We start from the raw sequence: 21201 nt of genomic DNA on the forward strand, positions 1-21201 counted from the left end.
TGTTTGAGCGCCAGGTTGTATTTCGTCATGGAACACCCTCCGGTGAGATAGGTGTCCAACATTCGGGGGTCAGTTCATTCAGGGTGTGAAACCCTACCAATTCCTGCATGTGGGCTGCTCGGCCAGCCCGCAGGGACAAGCCGCCATGGCCCGCATCGATCAGGTCTTGACCCAGCTGCGCCAGACGGTGCTACCAAAACTATATGCGCATTGGCTCGACCCTGCCCAGCGGGCGGACTACCTCGAACACAGCCGAGCCTTCTTCACCGACCACGCGGCGGCACACCCCGAACGCCCTGAACAGGACGAGCGCCACGCCGCTGGGTCGATCGACCTTCCAAACCCTCAACCCAGATAAAAAGAAACCCCGGACGCTGGGGAAGAACGTCCGGGGTCAAGCGAAAGCCCTTGGGCTTCCAGCGACAGCAGTGGCCATGCGGGAGCAAAGCAGTGGCCGGCTGTACTGATCAATCTGATGACTCGCTCAGGCAAAGGTTCCCTGAGGTTGCTGACGCTGCTGCAACGCAGCAATCACGCAAGGCTGCAGCCGCCCTTCGGCGATCTGCAGATCACGGTGCAGACCATCGACCATATCCACCAGCAGGCGTTGCTCCTGCAATTGACGCTCGCTGACCGTGCGTTGCAATACCACCCTGGCCAGGTGGTCGTGGACGGTCAACTGCCGGTTACCGTGGCTATCGGCCAGACCCAAGTGCGCCTGGTAAGGGGTGAGGGCTTGGTTGAGCAGTCTGCAGATTCGTTCCATCCGGATTACTCGCTTGCTTGATGAGTTGTAAGGAGCAGACCTGCAAGCGAAGCGGAAAGTTCTAACCTTCCATGCTGTTCAATGCGCCGTCAGTGCTTCCATGGGCTGCGACCTTTCACGTTCGGACGGGCTGGGCAGTATTTGCAACGCCCTTTGCAGGGCTGGGGAAGACAGTGGCCATGGCAACTCCGCGATGACGTGCAAGCCAAAACTGCGGGCCTGTTCAGCCAGGTTGCGCCGCCGGGCGCCTGCCTGGCCTACGAACAGCACCGGGCAGGTGGGCGGTAACCGCTTGAGCATCGCAGTCCCCGTGCGGGTGGGCATGGCATGGTCGAAGATCAATAAATCCGGGGAGAATGCGCTCGAAAGGCATGCGTCGAGCTCGGCCTTGTCCTGACAGATCCGCACCTGAAACACGCCCTGGGCATTGAGGGCCTGGTGCAGAAGGATCTGGTGGGACGGGCGCACGTGATGAATCAGTACATGGGGCTGTTGCATGAGCCGCTCCTGCTGGGAGGACCGGCTAATCTAGGCGCGAAGACGATCGGCCAGAATAGGATTTTTCTGAATTAAACCATTGAAACCGCTGAGGCTCCGGATCGGTCCGACCCGGAGCCTGCAAGGTCAGAGCGGCTTGCCGCGATTGCCGTGCTGGCTGACGAAGCTTTGTACTGCCTTGAGGTCATTGGGCAATACGGTGCAACGCTCTTCGCGGCTGAACAGGTCGCTCATGTGCACGGGCAATTCAAGCGCCTTGCCAACGCCTGCCTGCTCGACCGCCTCGGGGAACTTGACCGGGTGTGCGGTACCTAGCACGACCATGGGCGTATCCAGGCTACGGCGGCACTCGCGACCGGCTTTGACGCCGATGGCCGTGTGCGGGTCCAGCACCTCGCCGGTCGCCTCAAACACCTCGGCGATGGTCTGGCAGGTCTGTTCATCGGTGACGGCCAGCGAATCGAAGAGCTTGCGTGCCTCGGTCCAGCGGTCCTGTTCGACGCTAAAGCCGCCGCCCTGGCGGAAGTTGGCCATCAACTCGGCGATCGATGCACCGTTGCGACCGTGCAGATCGAACAGCAGACGCTCGAAGTTGGACGAGACCATGATGTCCATCGACGGCGACAGGGTGGCGTGCAACTGCTCCTTGACGTACTGGTTGCCGCTCATGAAGCGGTGCAGGATGTCGTTGCGGTTGGTGGCCACCACCAGTTGGCTGATCGGCAGGCCCATGTTGCGTGCCAGGTAGCCTGCGAAGATATCGCCGAAGTTGCCGGTTGGCACCGAGAAGGCCACCGAACGGGCCGGGCCGCCCAACTGCAGGGCGGCATGGAAGTAGTAGACGATCTGGGCCATGATCCGCGCCCAGTTGATCGAGTTGACGGCCACCAGACGGGTGCCCTTGAGGAACGACTGGTCGGCGAAGCTCGCCTTGACCATTTCCTGGCAGTCATCGAAGTTGCCTTCGATGGCGATGTTGTGGATGTTCTCGCCGAAGATCGTCGTCATCTGCCGACGCTGCACTTCCGAGACCCGCTGGTGCGGGTGCAGGATAAAGATGTCGACGTTGTCGCACCGACGGCAGCCCTCGATGGCGGCGGAGCCGGTGTCGCCGCTGGTGGCACCGATGATCACCACGCGCTCGTTGCGCTTGACCAGCACATGGTCGAGCAAGCGACCAAGCAGTTGCAGAGCGAAATCCTTGAATGCCAGGGTCGGCCCGTGGAACAGCTCAAGCACCCACTCGTTACTGTCGAGCTGACGCAGCGGGGCAACGGCAGCGTGGGCGAATTCGCCGTAGGTTTCTTCGAGGATCTTCTTGAAGTCGGCATCGGCGATGCTGCCCTCGACGAACGGGCGCATGACTCGGAATGCCAGCTCGTGGTACGGCAGGCCCGCCCAGGATGCGATTTCTTCCTGAGTGAAACGTGGCAGGTTTTCCGGGACGTACAGGCCACCGTCGGTAGCCAGGCCGGCGAGCAATACGTCTTCGAAGTTCAGGGCCGGTGCCTGGCCGCGGGTACTGATATAGCGCATGGGACAAACCTTTGGTTTGAGCGGCAAGCCTCGTTTGCCCGCAGCAGGAAAGGGCCAGTGGCCTCGAACCTGGGCGGCACGCCTGGGCTTGCCGTGACTATGGGGTGTTCTAAAGCCCCTACGCTGCATCTAGCTGCAGCGTCGAGGGTGTCGCTGGGGCTCTGTGCAACAAGCCCTGGTACTTGGTCACGCAGGTACGCAAACAGCCTTGCCGGACGCTCGTCACAAGGCTGTTCAGGCCAACCCTAGTTGAGCTGCTCGACGCGAATGCGCACGACCTGGCCCACCACATCCTGCAGGGCCTCGAGGGCGACGATGGCGTCGTTGATGCCCTGCTCCACCACGCGGTGGGTCAACAGGATCATCGGCACCAGGCCGTCTTGCTCTTCGGCTTCCTTTTGCATGATCGATTCGATGTTGATGCCGCGCTCGGACAGAATGCTCGCCACCTGGGCCAGCACACCTGGGTGGTCCTTGGCCTGGATACGCAGGTAATAAGCGCTCTCGCAGGCTTCGATTGGCAGGATCGGGTGCGCCGACAGCGAATCGGGCTGGAACGCCAAATGGGGCACACGGTTTTCCGGGTCAGAGGTCATGGCACGGACCACATCCACCAGGTCGCCTACCACCGAGGAAGCGGTCGGTTCCATTCCTGCGCCTGCGCCGTAGTACAACGTCGAGCCGGCGGCGTCGCCGTTGACCATCACGGCATTCATCACCCCATTGACGTTGGCGATCAGGCGGTCAGCCGGAATCAGCGTCGGGTGCACGCGCAACTCGATACCTTCGGCGGTACGGCGTGCCATGCCCAGGTGCTTGATGCGGTAGCCCAAGGCTTCGGCGTAGTTCACGTCGGCCGTGGTCAGCTGGGTGATGCCTTCGGTATAGGCTTTGTCGAATTGCAGCGGAATGCCGAACGCGATCGACGCCAGGATGGTCAGCTTGTGCGCCGCGTCGATGCCCTCGACGTCGAACGTCGGGTCGGCCTCGGCGTAGCCAAGCGCCTGGGCTTCGGCCAGCACATCCGGGAAGGCGCGACCTTTCTTGCGCATTTCGGTGAGGATGAAGTTGCCAGTACCGTTGATGATCCCGGCCAGCCAGTTGATACGGTTAGCCGACAGGCCCTCGCGAATGGCCTTGATCACCGGAATGCCACCGGCCACCGCCGCTTCGAAGGCGACGATCACGCCCTTTTCACGGGCTCTGGCGAAGATTTCGTTGCCATGCACGGCGATCAACGCCTTGTTGGCGGTGACCACGTGCTTGCCGTTTTCGATGGCCTTGAGCACCAGGTCGCGGGCTACGGTGTAGCCGCCAATGAGCTCGATGACGATATCGATCTCGGGGTTGCTCGCGACTTCGAACACATCAGCGGTAATGGGGGTACCGGTAATCTGGCAGTTCGGGTTCTGCGAGCGCATGGCGATCTGGGCCACTTCAATACCGCGCCCGGCACGGCGGGCAATCTCCTCGGCGTTGCGCTGAAGTACATTGAAGGTTCCGCCACCGACGGTCCCCAACCCACAGATGCCTACTTTGACCGGTTTCACTGTGAACTCCCCATTGAACGGCCGACACCTTTGCCGACCGTGAAACATGCCGTCACCCCATGACGACGGCGTATTGAACTGTATTACTTGGCAAGCGCCAGCTTGGCGACCTGCGGTGCAGGCTGGTAACCCGGAATCACCTGGCCGTTTTCGAGCACGATGGCCGGCGTACCGTTGACGCCGATCGACTGCCCCAACTGGAACTGTTTGCTGACCGGGTTGGTGCACTTGGCTGCCTTGATTTCATCACCCTCGACCATTTTGTCCATGGCCTTGCGGCGGTCGCTGGAGCACCACACCGCCTGCAATTGCTGGTCGCCGGCCGAGCCCAGGCCTTGGCGTGGGAAGGCGACGTAACGCACTTCGATACCGCGGCGGTTGAGTTCGGGTACTTCGGCATGCAGCTTGTGGCAGTACGGGCACGTGGTGTCGGTGAAGACGGTGATGTGGGACTTGGTTTCGCCCTTGGCCGGATACACCACCATCTCACCTGCCGGAATGCCGTTGATGAGCTTGGCAATGCCCAGGCGCTCGGCTTTCTCGGTCAGGTTGACGGGCTTGCCGTCCTGGATCTGGAACAGATAACCCTGCATCACGAACTGGCCATCGGCGCTGGCGTACAGCACGCGCCCGCCTTGCAGCTTGACTTCGTACAGGCCGCTGACCGGGCTGCTGGCCACGCTTTCAACGGGCACTTCCAGGGACAGGTTCTGCAATGACTTGCGAATGGCCTGCTCTGCGCCGACGGGTGTATCGGGCGCCGCAGCCACGGCAAAGGTGCTGGCCAGCGCCAGAGCGGCGGCGGCAAAAAACGGGGTCACGCGCATGGATACTCCTGAGGGCGGACAGGGGCCGCAGAGCGTCACCTGAGCAAAACGACGAGGTGACTGGGCGGCCCTTGGTGCTAACCGCCCAAGCCTACCACATCACGCCTGGCTTGAAGCCGCCGCAGACTGTCGGTTGGCCGAACATGAAAAACATTCATCCGCGCGGATGGTGCTCGGCGTGCAGTTGCTGCAACCGTGCTTTTGCCACGTGGGTGTAGATCTGCGTGGTCGACAAGTCGCTGTGGCCCAGCAACAGCTGCACCACGCGAAGGTCCGCACCGTGGTTGAGCAGGTGCGTGGCGAACGCGTGTCGCAGGGTATGCGGCGACAAGGCTTTGTCGATGCCCGCTACCTGGGCATGGTGCTTGATGCGGTGCCAGAAGGTCTGCCGCGTCATCTGCTCGCCGCGCAGGCTGGGGAACAGCACGTCACTGGGGCGGCCGTTGAGCAACTCGGCACGGCCGTTACGCAGGTAGCGCTCCAGCCACACCACCGCCTCCTCGCCCATGGGCACCAGCCGCTCCTTGCTCCCTTTGCCCATCACCCTGAGTACGCCTTGGCGCAGATTGACCTGATCGAGCGTCAGGCTGACCAGCTCGGTCACGCGCAGGCCGCAGGCATACAGCACTTCGAGCATGGCGCGGTCACGCTGGCCGATGGCCTCGCCAAGCTCCGGGGCTTGCAACAAGGCTTCCACGTCGGCCTCGGACAGCGATTTGGGTAACGGCTTGCCCAGTTGGGGCATGTCCACCTGGAGTGTCGGGTCGATGGCAATAAGCTTTTCGCGCAGCAGGTAGCGGAAGAAACCGCGTAGCCCGGACAGGAATCGCGCGGTCGAGCGCGGCTTGTAGCCCTGGTCCAGGCGCCAGGCCAGGTGGTCGAGAATCAGTTCGCGGCCGGCGTCTGGGAGCTTGACCGAGCGGGTTTGGAGCCAGCCGTTGAACAGGGCCAGGTCGCTGCGATATGAGGTGCGGGTATTGTCGGACAATCCCTTTTCGAGCCACAGGGCGTCCAGGAATTGGTCGATGAGCGGGTGGTCCAGGGCGGGCATGCTGGGAGCTGTTGGCGGCTTTGGGGGGCGTAGTGTTTCATAGCGGTTGGCGGGTTGTCTGTAGCTGGGTGGGCTACCCTGGATTGCTTATCGAGGCTCGTGAGTTTTTATGGGCCGCGGCGGTGAAGGGCTGGGTGGTGAGTTCAGGCATTCGCTGTGATCGGCTGAACACCTGATTGCCTGGGCGCTGGGACGCTGGGACGCTGGGACGAGGGTGTGGGCGCGTATGGCAAGTTGGTATTCGTTGGCGAGGGTGGCGCACAGTCACCTTTCCGCCCTTACGGCGGCTCACTTTTTGTCTTGTCAAAAAGTGAGCAAAAACCGCCTGCTCCTATCATCCGGCCCCTGCGCTGCGCTCCGGGGTTCCCTCGCTGCGGGCTTGCTCCCGGGAGGACCGCGCTGCAGGCCCCATCCTGGGGCCCAGCGCTTGACGGGCATCCATGCCCGTCACCTCCCTCCGCAAGCCCTGCGCTCGGCCTCCTGAAGTCGCAATCTGCGGCGCCTGGACTACCGCGCGCTTAGAAGCAAAAGCAACGGCAACGGCAACGGCAACGGCAACGGCAACGGCGTGAAGGCTAGCGAATTTCGTGTAGGAGCGGCCTAGTGCCGCGATGGGCCGCGCAGCGGCCCCAGCTTTTGAGCTGCGCCCCAAATGTTGGACATCCGTTCACTTTTGGGGTTTCGATGCTTCCAGCACCGGCACGGGACGCTTGTCTTCGTCGATGGCAACGAAGCTGAAGACGCCGTGAATCGCCCGCTCTCGGCCATCGAGGTACATGTTTTCGACGAAGACATCCACCTGTACCTGCAAGCTCGTGTTGCCTACCTTGATTACCGTACCCACCAGCTCGACGATCGAGCCCGCCGGGATTGGGTGCTTGAAGTCGATGCGATCGGTGGAAACGGTCACCAATGGCAAGCGGCAGAAACGCGTGGCCGCGATGAAGGACACTTCGTCCATCCACGCCAGGGCCGTGCCACCGAACAAGGTGTTGTGATGGTTGGTGGTGTTGGGGAACACCGCCTTGGTCACGCGGGTGACCGAAAGCTCGGTGCGGCGCTGGATTTCCTGGTCTCGGGTGGTCATGGCTGTCACCTGTACGGAGTTCAAAACGCAAAAAAGCAGCCCGAAGGCTGCTTCTTTCTCGCTAAGCGACCTGGGCCGCCGGGCAAACTGTACTCAGGACAGTTTTTCCTTGATGCGAGCGGCTTTGCCGGACAGATCGCGCAGGTAGTACAGCTTGGCTTTACGCACGTCACCACGACGTTTCACGGCCAGGCTGTCGATCTGTGGGCTGAAGGTCTGGAAGGTACGCTCTACACCAACGCCGCTGGAGATCTTGCGCACGGTGAAGGCGCTGTTCAGGCCACGGTTGCGCTTGGCGATAACGACGCCTTCGAACGCCTGCAGACGGGAACGCTCACCTTCCTTCACTTTAACCTGGACGACAACGGTGTCGCCGGGTGCGAAGGTCGGGATTTCCTTGCTCATCTGCTCGGCTTCGAGCTGCTGGATGATCTTGTTGGTCATGCTGTGCTCCTAAGATGGATCGTGATCCACCATCGATACGTTTAACTATCGTCCCGCTCGCGGAGGTATTCCTCGAGCAGCTTCTTCTCTTCTCCAGAAAGCGAGCGACTTTCCAGAAGATCGGCGCGTCGTTCGAAGGTCCTACCAAGGGACTGCTTCATTCTCCAACGCCGGATGTGTGCATGGTTGCCACTGAGCAACACGTCGGGAACACGCTGATCCGCATACACCTCAGGTCGGGTGTAGTGCGGGCAATCAAGCAGACCATCGGTGAAAGAGTCTTCCTCCGCCGAGTCCACATGCCCTAAAGCTCCGGGCAGCAGCCGTGTAACCGCATCGATCAGTACCATGGCCGGTAGCTCGCCACCGGAAAGCACATAGTCGCCAATCGACCACTCCTCATCGACATGAGCTTCAATGAAACGCTCGTCGATGCCTTCATAACGACCGGCGATCAGGATCAATGATTCCTGTTCGGCCAGGCCTTTGACCGCCTGCTGAGTCAGCTTGCGGCCTTGTGGCGAGAGGTAGATCACCTTCGCCGCAGCTCCGGTTGCCTGCCTGGCGTTGACCAGGGCATCTTCCAGAGGCTTGATTTTCATCACCATGCCAGGACCACCGCCAAACGGCCGATCATCTACCGTATGGTGACGATCTGTGGTGTAGTCCCGCGGGTTCCAGCACGTTACCTGAAGCAACCCCTGTTTCACCGCGCGGCTGGTAATGCCGTACTCCGTGATGGCCGAAAACATCTCGGGGAACAACGTGATGACGTCTACGCGAAGGTTACCCATCGGTTAGAAGTCCGCGTCCCACTCAACCCGCATCACGCCTGCATCCAGGTCGATATCGAGCACGCATTGCGCCGTGTAGGGCAACAAACGCTCGCGATCATCCAGGCTGCCTGCACACGGCTTGACCACCATTACATCGTTCGCACCGGTCTCCAACAGGTGATCGACCTTGCCGAACAGGTGTTCGTCCTGGTTGATGACCTTCAGACCTACCAACTGGTACCAGTAGTACTCATCGGCGGCCAGGTTGGGCAAAAGGCTCCGCGCAATGCAGATTTCGTAACCGCTCAGAAGACGGGCTTCGTCACGATCCTCGAGACCTTTCAGTTTTACGACCAGGCCCTTTTGGGAGCCACGACCGCTGACCAGCTCGACCTGCTTAACCTTGCCTTCGTGCCGAAGCGTCCAGCTTGGATAATCCAACAGGTTTTCAATCGGATCGGTAAAGGAATACACCTTCACCTCGCCGCGAACGCCGTGAACCGAAAAAATCTTGCCAACGACGATGAGGTCGTCAGCCTTTTCTGGCGTCGCGTTCATATTGCTCAGGCGGCAGCCTTGGCAGCGTCCTTCAGCAGCTGAGCAACACGCTCAGACGGCTGTGCGCCCTGGCTCAGCCAGTAGGTGACGCGCTCTTGGTTGACCGACAGCTTGACTTCGGCGCCAGCAGCGATCGGGTTGAAGAAACCTACGCGCTCAACGAAACGGCCGTCACGGGCGTTACGCGAGTTGGTCACGGTCAGGTGGTAGAAAGGGCGCTTTTTCGAGCCGCCACGGGCCAGACGAATGGTTACCATGTGAACATCGTTCCTATAGTCGGTGCTGCAGTTGGTACTGCAAATCTGAATGCCAAATAGGCACACGGGTGCCCAAAAGGCCGCATATTCTCAAGGAATACACGGACATTTGCAAATGACTTTTTCGGTCGGCACTTGCCCGACCGTCCAGACTTGCTGCGTAAGCCGCGAAAATCGCGACCGTTGTCCCGCTTGCGCGGGGTGAGGGGCCGGCCCAAAAATGACCTGCCCCGGAAAACTTCACAGCTTGGGCATGCCACCGCCCGGCAGCATGCCGCCGAGCCCACGCATCATCTTGGCCATGCCGCCCTTGCTGGAGAACTTCTTCATCATTTTCTGCATCTGCTTGTGCTGCTTGATCAGCCGGCCGATGTCCTGCACCTGAGTGCCGGAACCCAAGGCGATGCGGCGTTTGCGCGAGCCGCTGATCAGGTCGGGATCGCGGCGCTCGGCCGGGGTCATGGAGTTGATGATCGCCTCCATCTGCTTGAACTGCTTCTCGGCGGCGCCCTGGGCATTGCCCATCTGCGACAGGTTAACGCCGCCAATGCTCGGCAGCTTGTCCATCAGCCCGCCCAGGCCACCCATATTCTTCATCTGCTGAAGCTGGTCACGGAAGTCCTCGAGGTCGAAGCCCTTGCCTTTCTTCAGCTTCTTGGCGAGTTTGTCGGCTTTGGCCTTGTCGATGGTCTGCTCGGCCTGCTCGATCAGGCTGAGCACGTCGCCCATCCCCAGGATGCGCGAGGCCACCCGGTCGGGGTGGAACGGCTCGAGCGCTTCGCTCTTCTCGCCCATGCCGATGAACTTGATCGGCTTGCCGGTGATGGCGCGCACCGACAGCGCCGCACCGCCACGCGCATCACCATCGACCTTGGTCAGCACCACGCCGGTCAACGGCAGGGCTTCGCCGAACGCCTTGGCGGTGTTGGCGGCGTCCTGGCCGGTCATGGCATCGACCACGAACAGCGTTTCGATGGGCTTGACCGCGGCGTGCAGGGCCTTGATCTCATCCATCATGTCGGCGTCGATGTGCAGACGGCCTGCGGTATCGACGATCACCACATCGATGAACTTGAGCTTGGCTTCGCGGATGGCGGCTTCGGCGATGGCGACCGGCTTCTGGCTGATGTCAGACGGGAAGAAGGTGACGCCGATGTCGTTGGCCAGGGTCTCGAGCTGCTTGATAGCCGCCGGACGATAGACGTCGGCAGACACCACCATCACGCTCTTTTTCTTGCGCTCTTTAAGGAAGCGCGCCAGCTTGCCGGCAGTGGTGGTCTTGCCCGCACCTTGCAGGCCGGCCATCAGCACCACGGCAGGCGGGGCGGCATTGAGCGCCAGATCTTCGTTGGCCGCACCCATGAGGCTTTCGAGTTCGGCCTGGACGATCTTGACGAAGGCCTGGCCTGGGGTGAGGCTGCGCGACACTTCGGTGCCGACGGCACGTTCCTTGACGCTGTTGACGAAATCCTTCACCACCGGCAGGGCAACGTCGGCCTCGAGCAGGGCCATGCGCACTTCGCGCAGCGTGTCCTTGATGTTGTCTTCGGTCAGCTTGGCCTTGCCGGTGACATGGCGCAGCGTCTGTGACAGGCGGTCGGTCAGGTTTTCGAACATGATGATCCTTTCTGGCCCAGTAAAAGCCGAGGTTGTCAGGCGCCCGCGGGGAAATGCACACCCGCCAGGCACAGCAAGGCGGCGATTATAGCGAAGTGAAGCGACCGCGCACACCTCAAGCGGCACTCGCCGGTCGCGACGGGGTTTGCCCGGTGCCTGCACCGCCGCCGCCTTGCGCGCCCGTCAGTCTTCCTAGAGCGGCGCGGTTTATGCCAAACTCCGTCTCTTTAAGGCTCGCCCACCAGGACTTATGGTCTCCTCTCCCAGCCTCATCCCCAACCTGATTGCCGCTGCGCTCTACATCGTCGCGGCCATCTACCAGGGTTCATCCCTGGCCAAGGGCCGCAAGATCGACAAACGGCTCCCCGGTCTGTTGGGCACCATTGCGGTTATAGCCCAGGGCGGTGCGCTGTTCTTTCAGCTGATCACCCCGCTTGGCCTGAGCCTGGATTTCTTCAGTGCCGCCAGCCTGATCGCCGTGGCCGTCATCGCCCTGACCTTGCTGGCATGCCTGCGCATCCCTGTGGAGAACCTGCTGGTGCTGTTGTTCCCGCTCGGTGCGGTCACCGCGCTGCTGGCCCAATTCGCGCCGCCCGGCACCGTGCCGCTGATCGATGAGGAACCGGGCATCCTTGCTCACATCCTTCTGTCGATCCTGGCCTACGGCCTGTTCACCATCGCCGTGTTCCAGTCGTTGCTGTTGCTGGTGCAGGACCATCAACTCAAGCACAAGCACCCCTCTGGCCTGATTCGAAACTTCCCGCCACTGCAAACCATGGAAAGCCTGCTGTTCGGTTTCCTCTGGGCAGGCTGGTGCCTGCTGTCGCTGTCGCTGGTGTCCGGCTGGCTGTTCCTCGACAACCTGTTCGCCCAGCACCTGGTGCACAAGACGTTGCTGGCTTGCGTGGCCTGGGTCGTGTTCAGCGTACTGTTGTGGGGGCGTACCCGCCTGGGTTGGCGGGGCCACAAGGCCATCCGCTGGACCTTGGCAGGCTTCTGCCTGCTGATGCTGGCTTATTTCGGCAGCAAGCTGGTTCGCGAATTCATTCTGCACATCTGACGGCCTTTCATGAACATCCTGCCGTACGCACCGCTTCTCGGCACCTCGGCAATTGCCCTGCTGTGGTCTGCACTGCTCACCGCCATCGAGACCGCACGCCTGCACACGATGGTGTCGGGCGGCGAGAAGGACAGCCAACCCAAGCTTTCGGGCCCTGCCCTGGTCCTGGGCGCCAGCCTGGGCAAATGGCTGGTACTGGCGCTGGCCTGCCTGATCGGGCTGCGTCACGGTGGTGACGCTGGCCTGTGGCAGGCAGGCCTGGCTGCCGCTGCTGCTCTTTTGGTGTTCGCCGAGTACCTGCCTCGTCGCCTGGCCAGACGCAACCCACAGGTCTTCGTCAGCCTGGGTGCGCTGCTCAAGCCTCCACTGGTACTGCTGCAACCGCTGGCCGGTATACTCGACGGCTGCGCCAAGCTGTTACTACGCCCACTGCGCAAGCAGCCTGCCGCAGTCGCCCTGCACCCCGAGCAAGCCGACGATTTCGAGGACGACGAGCACCCGGAAACCCCACGACGGGGGTTGCTCGACGGCATCCAGTCCCTGGACAAGATCACCGTCAACGACATTCTGGTGCCGCGCAACGAGGTCGATGGCATCAACCTCGACGAGCCGATCGAGCGCATCATCGAGCAACTGATCGTCAGCCGTCACACCCGCTTGCCGGTGTACCACAGCGACATCAACCAGGTCGAAGCCATCCTCAACACCAAGCTGATCAGCCACTTGTTGCCCCAGGCCGCGCTGACCCTCGAAGCTCTGCGCCAGGCGTGCTACGAGCCCTATTTCGTGCCCGAAAGCACGCCCTTGAACCTGCAGTTGCTCAATTTCCACAAGCAGCAGCGGCGCCTGGGCGTGGTGGTAGATGAGTACGGTGAAGTACTGGGGATCGTCACCTTAGAGGACATCCTCGAGGAAATCGTCGGCGAGTTCGAAGATGACCAGAGCCTGGGCAACCCCCATGTCCACAAGCAGCCTGACGGTACCTATGTCATCGATGGCACGGCCTCGCTGCGGGAGATCAACCGTAGCCTGGGCTGGCATCTGCCGTGCGATGGCGGGCCTAAGACCCTTAACGGCCTGGTGACCGAAGCGCTGGAAAGCATCCCGGAAAGTGCGGTGTGCCTGAAAATCGGCCGCTATCGCCTGGAAATCCTTGAAACTGAAGACAATTGCGCCAGCAAGGTACTGGTATGGACGGCAACCCGATAGCTATACTCGGGCAACGCTTACCCAGCCCTGCCGTCCCGCCTGCTACCCGCACTCGGCGCTCCACGGTCAGTCCGCTTCGCTGAAACGCCCTGCGGTCCTGCTTCACCACCCTGAGCAGTGTCCGCCCGCCCCTATCCCCTTGGGCTATCGTCAGCCAGGCGAACACAACAACAATCGCGCCAGCGCCATGGGAACCATTGTTCGGGCGGCTGCAATCGGTGTGTCCGTTGCAGGCCGACAGAGCACCGTGGCGTTGCCCCAGACCGCCAGGGACCTTCAATGACAACCAGCACCTACGCCGGCGCACCTGCCGCGCCGGTCAACTCGCCCGCGCGGGTTGCCACTGCCAGCTTCATCGGCACCGCCATCGAGTTCTACGATTTCTATGTCTACGCCACGGCGGCCGCCCTGGTCATCGGGCCGGTGTTCTTCCCGTCCGGGTCCGGCACTGCCCAGATGCTGGCGGCCTTCCTGACCTTTGGCATCGCCTTTCTGGCCAGGCCACTGGGCTCTGCGCTGTTCGGTCACTTCGGCGACCGCATCGGACGCAAGTCCACGTTGGTTGCCTCGCTGCTGTTGATGGGTGTCTCCACCACCGCCATCGGCGTTTTACCGGGGTATGACAGCATTGGCGTGTGGGCACCGATCATCCTTTGCCTATTGCGCTTTGGCCAAGGGCTGGGACTGGGCGGCGAATGGGGCGGTGCGGCCCTGCTGGCCACCGAAAATGCGCCACACGGTAAACGGGCGTGGTTCGGCATGTTCCCGCAACTGGGCCCTTCGATCGGGTTTCTGGCAGCCAATGGCCTGTTCCTTACCTTGGCACTGACGCTCAGCGACGAACAGTTCCGCCAGTGGGGCTGGCGCATACCGTTTCTGCTCAGCGCCGCCCTGGTGCTGGTGGGGCTGTATGTGCGCCTGAAGCTTGAGGAAAGCCCGGTGTTCGCCAAGGCGGTGGCCCGCCAGGAGCGCGTGAAGCTGCCGGTGGTGGACCTGTTCGCCAGGCATTGGCGCCCGACCCTGCTGGGTGCCGCAGCCATGGTGGTGTGCTATGCGCTGTTCTACATTTCCACCGTCTTCTCCTTGAGCTACGGCGTAAGCACGCTGGGCTACAGCCGTGAAACGTTCCTGGGGCTGTTGTGCTTTGCGGTGGTGTTCATGGCCTTGGCGACGCCGCTGTCGGCCTGGCTCAGCGATCGCTACGGACGCAAGCCTGTGCTGATCGTCGGCGGCCTGCTGGCCGTGGCGTCAGGTTTTACCATGGAACCGCTGCTGACCTCGGGCTCGACCACCGGCGTGGCACTGTTCCTGGCCATCGAGTTGTTCCTGATGGGCGTGACCTTCGCGCCAATGGGCGCCTTGCTGCCAGAGCTGTTCCCGACCCATGTGCGTTATACCGGCGCTTCGGCAGCCTATAACCTGGGCGGTATTGTTGGCGCATCGGCAGCGCCGTTCTTCGCTCAGAAGCTGGTGAGCATGGGCGGCCTGAGCTGGGTAGGCGGATATGTCTCGGCGGCGGCTGTGATCAGCCTGATCGCCGTACTGTGCCTGAAGGAGACGCGCAATACCGAGCTTTAGGACGCTCAGCGACTTCATAGCAGGACTGTCGGGGCTGCCTGAGCGGCCCCGACGGGTCTATCAGAACTCTACTTCCACGGCCTGGGCCGCACGGGTCGCCTTGGCGCGCGCCGCTTCGATGGATTCGTCACGGGCCAGGCAAACGCCCATACGACGAGTGCCGCTGATCTCAGGCTTGCCGAACAGGCGAATAGCGGTATCCGGTTCGCTCAGCGCAGCGCCGAGATTGGCGAAGGCGGTCTGCTGTGAGTGCCCCTGCGGCAGGATAACGGCCGAAGCACTAGGACCGAACTGACGCACCACCGGGATTGGCAACCCGAGAATGGCGCGGGCATGCAGGGCGAACTGCGACAGGTCCTGGGAGATCAGGGTAACAAGGCCGGTGTCGTGCGGGCGTGGCGACACTTCGCTGAACCAGACCTGATCGCCCTTGACGAACAACTCCACACCGAACAGCCCACGCCCGCCCAGGGCATCGGTGACCGCCTTGGCCACCCGCTGCGACTCGGCCAGCGCCTTGGGGGTCATGGCCTGCGGCTGCCAGGACTCCTGGTAGTCGCCTTTTTCCTGACGGTGCCCAACCGGTTCGAGGAAAGTGGTGCCCCCGACGTGACGCACGGTCAGCAGGGTGATCTCGTAATCGAAATCGATGAAACCTTCGACAATCACCCGCCCCTTGCCGGCGCGCCCACCTTCCTGTGCGTAGGCCCACGCGCTCTGCAGGTCGGCATCGCTGCGCAGCAGGCTCTGCCCCTTGCCGGACGAGCTCATCACCGGCTTGACCACGCAAGGGTAGCCGACATCGGCGACAGCCTCGGCATAGTCTTCGTAGGTGTCGGCAAAGTGGTAGGGCGAGGTGGGCAGGTCCAATTCTTCGGCAGCCAGACGACGAATGCCTTCACGGTTCATGGTCAGTTGCGTGGCGCGTGCAGTGGGCACCACGTTGAAACCTTCGCTTTCCAGTTCCACCAGCGTGGCGGTGGCGATGGCTTCGATTTCCGGCACGATGTAGTGCGGCTTCTCGGCCTCGATGACAGCGCGCAGCGCCATCCCATCGAGCATGTTGACCACGTGGCTGCGGTGGGCAACCTGCATGGCCGGCGCGTCGGCGTAGCGGTCAACGGCAATCACTTCCACGCCCAGGCGCTGGAGCTCGATCACCACTTCCTTGCCCAACTCGCCACAGCCACAGAGCAGTACACGGGTCGCGGTGGGCGACAGGGGAGTTCCGATACGGGTCATTTCAGGTCCTCGAAGGCATCCGGGGCCGCGCCTGGCTCGGCACCACCCGCTGAAAAAGGACCGCTATTCTACACCATCAGCCCGCCACGGTAGCCCGTCGGGCGCGAAATGCCATGGCCAGCCAGACGGCCGTGACACCGGCGAACTTCGACGCCATGGCGGTGCCGATCACCATCGGTGTAAGCGCACCGATCATGCCGAAGAAGATGAACGTATCGACCGGAATGCTTAATGCCGAGCTCAACCACAGCCGGTCGCGCAGGGGCCGCCGGGTGACGCTGAAGACCAGCCAGTCGATCAGCTCGGAGACGAAGAACGCCGTGGCGCTGGCCAGGGCGATGGCAGGCTCGGAGGTGACGTAGGACAGCACCAGAGCCGCCAGCATGGCCACCAGCGCCCCATGCCCGAAGCGGGTCTGCACCATGTCGCGCAGGATGAAGACCAGGCCACCCCAGGCGGACCAGATGACGTCCAGGTGCGGGGCGCTGGAGAAGGCGTAGTTGATCAGCACGACACTGCTGATATAGGCAATCAGAAAGAGCATGGCGGGTAGTCTTTGGGCAAGCGGCACAGATTACCGTCGCCCGCCCTGGGAGGCAACCGCAGTACCGCTAGAGCACCAGCCCGGCTTCGGTAGCGCGCTCATGGCAACGCCTGAGCACACCGCGTCGCTCATCATTGCTCATACGGCCCCATTGGCCTATCTCTGCCACGCTGCGCTGGCAGCCGGTACAGATATCCTGCTCATCAAGGGCACAGATGTTGACGCAGGGGGACGCCACCGGGCGCTCGTTTACCTCACTCATCGTCGGGCACCAGCTCCTTGCCGTAGCGCTGGGCGTTATGGACATAGTGCGCCGCGCTGGCCTCAAGCATGCGCTTCTGTTGTTCGGTCAGCTCGCGCACGACCTTGCCGGGCGAGCCCATGACCAGCGAACCATCGGGAATCGCCTTGCCCTCGGCGATCAGGGCATTGGCGCCGATGATGCAGTGCTTGCCGATACGTGCACCATTGAGCACGACCGCGTTGATGCCGATCAGGCTGTAGTCGCCCACCGTGCAGCCATGAAGCATGGCGTTATGCCCAACGGTCACGCCTTTACCCAAGGTCAGGGGCGAGCCCATGTCGGTATGCATCACGGTGCCGTCCTGCACGTTGCTGCCTTCACCGATGTCGATCAGCTCGTTGTCACCACGCAGCACAGCGCCAAACCAGACGCTGGCATGGGCCTGGAGACGGACATTGCCGATGAGCGTGGCGTTGGGTGCAGCCCAACTGGTGGGATGAGTCTCGACCCGCAGGTCGCCCAGGCGATATTTCATGGTTGCTCCTCAGGCTGGGATGCCGATGGCAGGGTGGGCCCTGCTCGTTTGTCGGTAGGACGCTCAGGGGGACGGTGCAGGGAGATACCGGCATCGAACAACAGGTTGACCAGTTCGACGATCATGATCGCCGACAGCCCCCAGATCTTGTATTCGCCGTAGCGGTAACTGGGCACATACCAGCTGCGGCCCTGGTAATCGATGCGGTGGGTATGGTCGCGAGGGTCTTGGCGGAAGAACTCCAGGGGAACGGTGAACACCGCCGCGATCTCGGCATCGTTGGGGCGGTATTCGACGAAGTCGGGAATGACGCCGACGTAGGGCGTGACCTTCAGGCCATGCAGGGATATCAAGGGGCTGAGCGGGCCAAGTACCTCTACCAGCCCTGGTGGCAGGCCAATTTCTTCTTCAGCCTCGCGCAGGGCGGTGAAGACCAGGTTCGGGTCTTCGGGATCGCGCCGCCCACCTGGGAAGGCGACTTCGCCACCATGGGTCGAAAGCCCCTTGGCGCGCAAGGTCAGCACAAGCTCAGGCACTTCGCTGCGGGTAATGGGCAAGAGTACCGCCGCTTCCGGGAACCGCCGATCCGATTCCAGGGTTGCAGGTTGGTGGTTGCTCATTCGGCGAAGTAGCTCGTCCAGCATCGCGCTCACTCGTATCCAAGGCCTGCCCTGCATGATGCACGAAAGCCGTCAGCCACCCAACCCCTGCTGCTTGCGGCGGCCGAGCCACCACGCCAAGATAGGCCACGACAAAAGGAAGCCTCCATGAATTTCTGCAGTGCGTGCGGTCAGCCGGTCATCGAGCAGATCCCCCAGGGCGACACACGGTTGCGGTACGTTTGCCCCGCGTGCCACACCATCCACTACCAGAATCCCAACGTGGTAGCCGGCGTGCTGCCCACCCATGGCAGCCAGGTGCTGCTGTGCCGCCGCGCCATTGAACCGCGCCGTGGTTTCTGGACCTTGCCTGCCGGCTTCATGGAAAACGGCGAGACGCTCGACCAGGCCGCCCGTCGCGAGACCGTCGAAGAAGCCTGCGCGCGTGTAGGCTCGATGACGTTGTACCAGCTGTTCGACTTGCCGCACATCAACCAGGTCCATGTCTTCTTCCGCGCCGAGCTGGCGGACCTTGCGTTTGCAGTCGGGGTCGAGAGCCTGGAAGTGCGACTGTTCGAAGAGCATGAGATCCCCTGGGACGCCCTGGCTTTCCGGACCGTGGCACGGACATTAGAATGCTACTATCGCGACCGAATCGAGCAGCAGTTCCCCATAGGCCATGAATACCTGCCGCCGATGAACGTATCGACCACCCCCCGTTAGGGTTCACGAAATACCGCCCGGTGGTGACCATCGTCGAGTGCCTTTCACATAACCCGGTACAGAGCCTTCAGGATATTGCTACATGCGCTGGTTGCTTGCCCTCCTCTGCCTTGGCGTTGCCTCGATGTCCCAGGCGGCCTACACCGAAACCATCATCCGCAAACCGGTCTCGGCAGTGCAGACGGGTTCGCCTGCGCAACCGGCGGTGCAGCCTCAGGTCGACAAGGTACTGGTCATCAAGTCCGAACGTCGCCTGCAACTGATCAGCCGCGGCGAGCCGATCAAGACCTACCGCATTTCCCTGGGCAAGCAACCCAAGGGCCCCAAGCAGCGCGAAGGCGACAAGAAGACTCCGGAAGGCTTCTACTGGCTGGACTGGCGCAAGCAGAGCGAGCGCTTCAACCTGGCCATGCACATCGACTACCCCAACGTCAGCGATGCGGCCCGGGCCAGCCAGGCAGGCGTGAAGGCCGGCAGCATGATCATGATCCACGGCACGCCGATCAACGACGAATACCCCGAGTGGTACTTCCATACCCTGGACTGGACAGACGGCTGCATCGCCATGCGTAACCGCGACATGCAGGAAGTCTGGAACCTGGTGCGCGATGGCACGATGATCGAAATTCGGCCCTGATCTAGCGCAATTCATCTGTTTTTGTAGGAAAGAGCCCACCCGTTCGCTGGAACCTGCCTGACATTGTCTTAGGCACGGGATGGCATCCAGGGAAATGCCACGGCTTTTAGCATCCACGCAATCGAGTACGAAGTCCGTACCGCATTGCTGGGATGCTCAAGTGCACTGTCCTATCCCCCTCAAGCGCCAGTTGTTGGCTGTCTGCTTTATCCTGTTGGTGCTCGCCTGCGGTGAGGCGAGGGCCGACGTTGCCAGCTGGCAATTACGCGACCATCAGCTGGACCTGCAACACCAGCAACAGCAACGCCGCCTGGAACGCTGGCAGGACAAGGCCGACACGGCAACGCCCTCCCAGGCTCCCGTCGCCGCACCCGCTCAGGCGCACTGCTGGAAGGTCGCAGGTGTCGAGGTCGCCGGCAATCGCCACTTGGACGACGCGGCCCTGGCCACCACCGTGCGCCTGAACGTCATGCCGTGCATGGGCGTTGCCCAGATCAACACGCTGCTCAAGGCCATCACCGAGCAGTACGTGCAAGCCGGCTATCCGACCAGCCGGCCTTACCTGCGCCAGCTGCCCCAGGACGGGCACCCGTTGCAAATCGTGCTGGTCGAGGGCTTCGTCGAATCCATCGAGTTGGCTGGCCCCGAGCTGCCCCTGTCCTTGTCCGGTGCTTTTCCAGACCTGCTGGGGCGCCCGCTGTACCTGCCAGACGTCGAGCAGGGGCTCGATCAGCTCAACCGCCTGCGTGCCTTCGACATGGGTGTGGACCTGTTGCCAGGGCAAATGCAGGGCGGTACGCGCGTCGTGGTCCAACCGCGCCGGGCAGAGGGGCGCTGGCATTTCGATACGCGGTTCGACAACCGGGGCAGCGATTTTACCGGGCGCCACCGGCTGACGGCAGGCATCGGTGTGGACAGCCCGCTGCATCTCAATGACGACCTGCGCTTGTCACTGACGCATACGGTGCTGGGTGGCCCGGGCCGTAGCCAAGGTGTTTCGCTCTACTACAGCGTCCCCTACGGCCGCTGGAGCTTTGCCCTGAGTGCAAGCGAACTGCGCTACCAGGCCCCGTTGCCCAGCGGCAGGTTGAGCGCAGATGGCCGGAGCCGTTATCAAGGTTTGAGCGCCGAGCGCGTGCTGTGGCGTGGCCAACGGGGAATGCTCAGCGCCTCACTGCGGCTCGACCGCAAGGCGTTGGTCAATCGCAATGCCGGGGCGGTCGTCGTGCAGCAGAGCCCTACCCTCACCTCCCTTGAAGCCGGGCTGAACCTGCTGTGGCTGCAACATGGCCTGTGGAGCGGCTATCTGGGTGTGACGCAGGGCGTCACGATGCTCGGCGCCGACCGCGCACCCTTGGGCGCACAGCGTCTGCGGCCCGACTTCAGGAAGTACCGCGCCAGCCTGCTCTACATCGGCCAAGGCCCGGCCAGCCAGCCGTGGCGCTGGCAGAGCGAACTCAACGGGCAGTACAGCCAGGATGCACTGCCGGCCGTTGAGCAAATGCTGGTCAGCGACGATTCGGCGGTACGCGGGTTCCGCTTGCAGACCTATTCCGGCGCCACCAGCGCGGTGTGGCGAAACACAGTCAGCTACCCCCTGCCCCAAACGTGGGGCGCACCGCTGCACATGCGCCCCTACATCGGCCTTGACCTGGGCTGGACCCGCACCGCTGCTGGCTCACCGTCGCAGCGCCTGGCCGGTGCGGCAGCCGGCCTGGAATTGAGCCTGTCAGGCAGCCGACTGCGCCTGGACTACCAGCGCGCGCTATACGCCAGCGACCACCCAGGCCGGCCCAATGAGCCTGGTTTCTGGGTGCTGGACTGGTCGATGACCCTTTGATTCACCCACAACAATGAGAAAAA

General features: G+C 62.3%; 23 protein-coding genes and 1 pseudogene. 7 read left to right on the plus strand and 17 right to left on the minus strand.

Annotation, left to right across the window (positions count from 1 at the left end; translation table 11 throughout):
* Window positions 1-76 precede the first annotated feature (76 nt).
* Window positions 77-271: pseudogene (locus FS777_RS21705) on the plus strand (hypothetical protein); the annotation flags it as partial.
* A gap of 213 nt (window positions 272-484) precedes the next feature.
* Here FS777_RS21705 and FS777_RS11850 read toward each other — a convergent pair.
* The 12 genes from FS777_RS11850 to ffh form a co-directional block, all read right to left on the minus strand.
* Window positions 485-766, minus strand: a complete 282-nt coding sequence (locus tag FS777_RS11850; RefSeq protein WP_023534040.1) for a DUF3509 domain-containing protein — start codon at window positions 764-766, stop codon at window positions 485-487.
* A 78-nt stretch (window positions 767-844) separates the two neighbouring features.
* Complete coding sequence (locus FS777_RS11855) at window positions 845-1264, minus strand: response regulator (RefSeq protein ID WP_058603764.1); 420 nt, start codon at window positions 1262-1264, stop codon at window positions 845-847.
* Window positions 1265-1390: 126 nt separating this feature from the next.
* Window positions 1391-2800 carry a threonine synthase gene (gene thrC / locus FS777_RS11860; RefSeq protein WP_058603765.1) on the minus strand — a complete coding sequence of 470 codons (1410 nt, stop codon included), beginning with the start codon at window positions 2798-2800 and terminating at the stop codon, window positions 1391-1393.
* Between the two features lie 245 nt (window positions 2801-3045).
* On the minus strand, window positions 3046-4350 hold the full coding sequence (locus tag FS777_RS11865) for a homoserine dehydrogenase (protein ID WP_145255645.1): 1305 nt from the start codon (window positions 4348-4350) through the stop codon (window positions 3046-3048).
* An 83-nt stretch (window positions 4351-4433) separates the two neighbouring features.
* A complete protein-coding gene (locus FS777_RS11870) occupies window positions 4434-5177 on the minus strand; it encodes a thioredoxin fold domain-containing protein (protein ID WP_027913823.1) in 744 nt (247 codons plus the stop codon).
* A 154-nt stretch (window positions 5178-5331) separates the two neighbouring features.
* The gene (gene xerD / locus FS777_RS11875) at window positions 5332-6228 is read right to left on the minus strand and encodes a site-specific tyrosine recombinase XerD (RefSeq protein WP_058639562.1); all 897 of its coding nucleotides are present in this window, start codon (window positions 6226-6228) and stop codon (window positions 5332-5334) included.
* Window positions 6229-6895: 667 nt separating this feature from the next.
* Window positions 6896-7315, minus strand: coding sequence for an acyl-CoA thioesterase (locus tag FS777_RS11880; protein ID WP_058637442.1), 420 nt, complete (start codon window positions 7313-7315; stop codon window positions 6896-6898).
* 93 nt (window positions 7316-7408) lie between these two features.
* On the minus strand, window positions 7409-7759 hold the full coding sequence (gene rplS, locus FS777_RS11885) for a 50S ribosomal protein L19 (protein WP_023533640.1): 351 nt from the start codon (window positions 7757-7759) through the stop codon (window positions 7409-7411).
* Between the two features lie 41 nt (window positions 7760-7800).
* Window positions 7801-8553, minus strand: a complete 753-nt coding sequence (trmD, locus tag FS777_RS11890) for a tRNA (guanosine(37)-N1)-methyltransferase TrmD (protein WP_028634846.1) — start codon at window positions 8551-8553, stop codon at window positions 7801-7803.
* Window positions 8554-8556: 3 nt separating this feature from the next.
* On the minus strand, window positions 8557-9093 hold the full coding sequence (gene rimM / locus FS777_RS11895; protein ID WP_027913820.1) for a ribosome maturation factor RimM: 537 nt from the start codon (window positions 9091-9093) through the stop codon (window positions 8557-8559).
* 5 nt (window positions 9094-9098) lie between these two features.
* A complete protein-coding gene (rpsP, locus tag FS777_RS11900) occupies window positions 9099-9350 on the minus strand; it encodes a 30S ribosomal protein S16 (RefSeq protein WP_023533649.1) in 252 nt (83 codons plus the stop codon).
* 240 nt (window positions 9351-9590) lie between these two features.
* Entirely contained in the window at window positions 9591-10967 is a 1377-nt protein-coding gene (gene ffh / locus FS777_RS11905; protein ID WP_023533651.1) for a signal recognition particle protein, read from the minus strand.
* A 250-nt stretch (window positions 10968-11217) separates the two neighbouring features.
* Between ffh and FS777_RS11910 the strand changes: the two genes are divergently transcribed.
* The 3 genes from FS777_RS11910 (at window position 11218) to FS777_RS11920 (ending at window position 14814) form a co-directional block, all read left to right on the plus strand.
* Window positions 11218-12027, plus strand: a complete 810-nt coding sequence (locus tag FS777_RS11910) for an inner membrane protein YpjD (RefSeq protein ID WP_027913819.1) — start codon at window positions 11218-11220, stop codon at window positions 12025-12027.
* 9 nt (window positions 12028-12036) lie between these two features.
* Entirely contained in the window at window positions 12037-13236 is a 1200-nt protein-coding gene (locus FS777_RS11915; protein ID WP_058637440.1) for a transporter associated domain-containing protein, read from the plus strand.
* 279 nt (window positions 13237-13515) lie between these two features.
* Window positions 13516-14814 carry an MFS transporter gene (locus FS777_RS11920; protein WP_058637439.1) on the plus strand — a complete coding sequence of 433 codons (1299 nt, stop codon included), beginning with the start codon at window positions 13516-13518 and terminating at the stop codon, window positions 14812-14814.
* A gap of 60 nt (window positions 14815-14874) precedes the next feature.
* Here the strand turns inward: FS777_RS11920 and purT are convergent, their stop codons facing one another.
* The 5 genes from purT to FS777_RS11945 all read right to left on the minus strand — a co-directional run bounded on the left by purT (window position 14875) and on the right by FS777_RS11945 (window position 18032).
* Window positions 14875-16056 carry a formate-dependent phosphoribosylglycinamide formyltransferase gene (gene purT, locus FS777_RS11925; RefSeq protein ID WP_058637438.1) on the minus strand — a complete coding sequence of 394 codons (1182 nt, stop codon included), beginning with the start codon at window positions 16054-16056 and terminating at the stop codon, window positions 14875-14877.
* Window positions 16057-16132: 76 nt separating this feature from the next.
* Window positions 16133-16600, minus strand: coding sequence for a VUT family protein (locus tag FS777_RS11930; RefSeq protein ID WP_145255648.1), 468 nt, complete (start codon window positions 16598-16600; stop codon window positions 16133-16135).
* A gap of 67 nt (window positions 16601-16667) precedes the next feature.
* Window positions 16668-16862: a DUF1289 domain-containing protein gene (locus tag FS777_RS11935; RefSeq protein ID WP_058604490.1), complete on the minus strand. Its 195-nt coding sequence runs from the start codon at window positions 16860-16862 to the stop codon at window positions 16668-16670.
* Complete coding sequence (locus FS777_RS11940; protein ID WP_145255651.1) at window positions 16855-17379, minus strand: gamma carbonic anhydrase family protein; 525 nt, start codon at window positions 17377-17379, stop codon at window positions 16855-16857. The genes FS777_RS11935 and FS777_RS11940 overlap by 8 nt, the downstream gene beginning before the upstream one ends.
* The gene (locus tag FS777_RS11945) at window positions 17376-18032 is read right to left on the minus strand and encodes a CoA pyrophosphatase (RefSeq protein ID WP_228385145.1); all 657 of its coding nucleotides are present in this window, start codon (window positions 18030-18032) and stop codon (window positions 17376-17378) included. The genes FS777_RS11940 and FS777_RS11945 overlap by 4 nt, the downstream gene beginning before the upstream one ends.
* 114 nt (window positions 18033-18146) lie before the next feature.
* On the opposite strand from FS777_RS11945, the gene FS777_RS11950 reads away from it, so the two are divergent.
* From FS777_RS11950 to FS777_RS11960, 3 genes are all read left to right on the plus strand, one after another.
* The gene (locus FS777_RS11950) at window positions 18147-18701 is read left to right on the plus strand and encodes an NUDIX hydrolase (protein ID WP_058604487.1); all 555 of its coding nucleotides are present in this window, start codon (window positions 18147-18149) and stop codon (window positions 18699-18701) included.
* An 82-nt stretch (window positions 18702-18783) separates the two neighbouring features.
* Complete coding sequence (locus FS777_RS11955; RefSeq protein WP_058637436.1) at window positions 18784-19338, plus strand: murein L,D-transpeptidase family protein; 555 nt, start codon at window positions 18784-18786, stop codon at window positions 19336-19338.
* Between the two features lie 190 nt (window positions 19339-19528).
* A complete protein-coding gene (locus FS777_RS11960; RefSeq protein ID WP_058637435.1) occupies window positions 19529-21178 on the plus strand; it encodes a ShlB/FhaC/HecB family hemolysin secretion/activation protein in 1650 nt (549 codons plus the stop codon).
* Window positions 21179-21201 lie beyond the last annotated feature (23 nt).

It is taken from the genome of Pseudomonas sp. DE0157, assembly GCF_007678615.1.
Classification (GTDB): Bacteria; Pseudomonadota; Gammaproteobacteria; order Pseudomonadales; family Pseudomonadaceae; genus Aquipseudomonas; species Aquipseudomonas parafulva_B.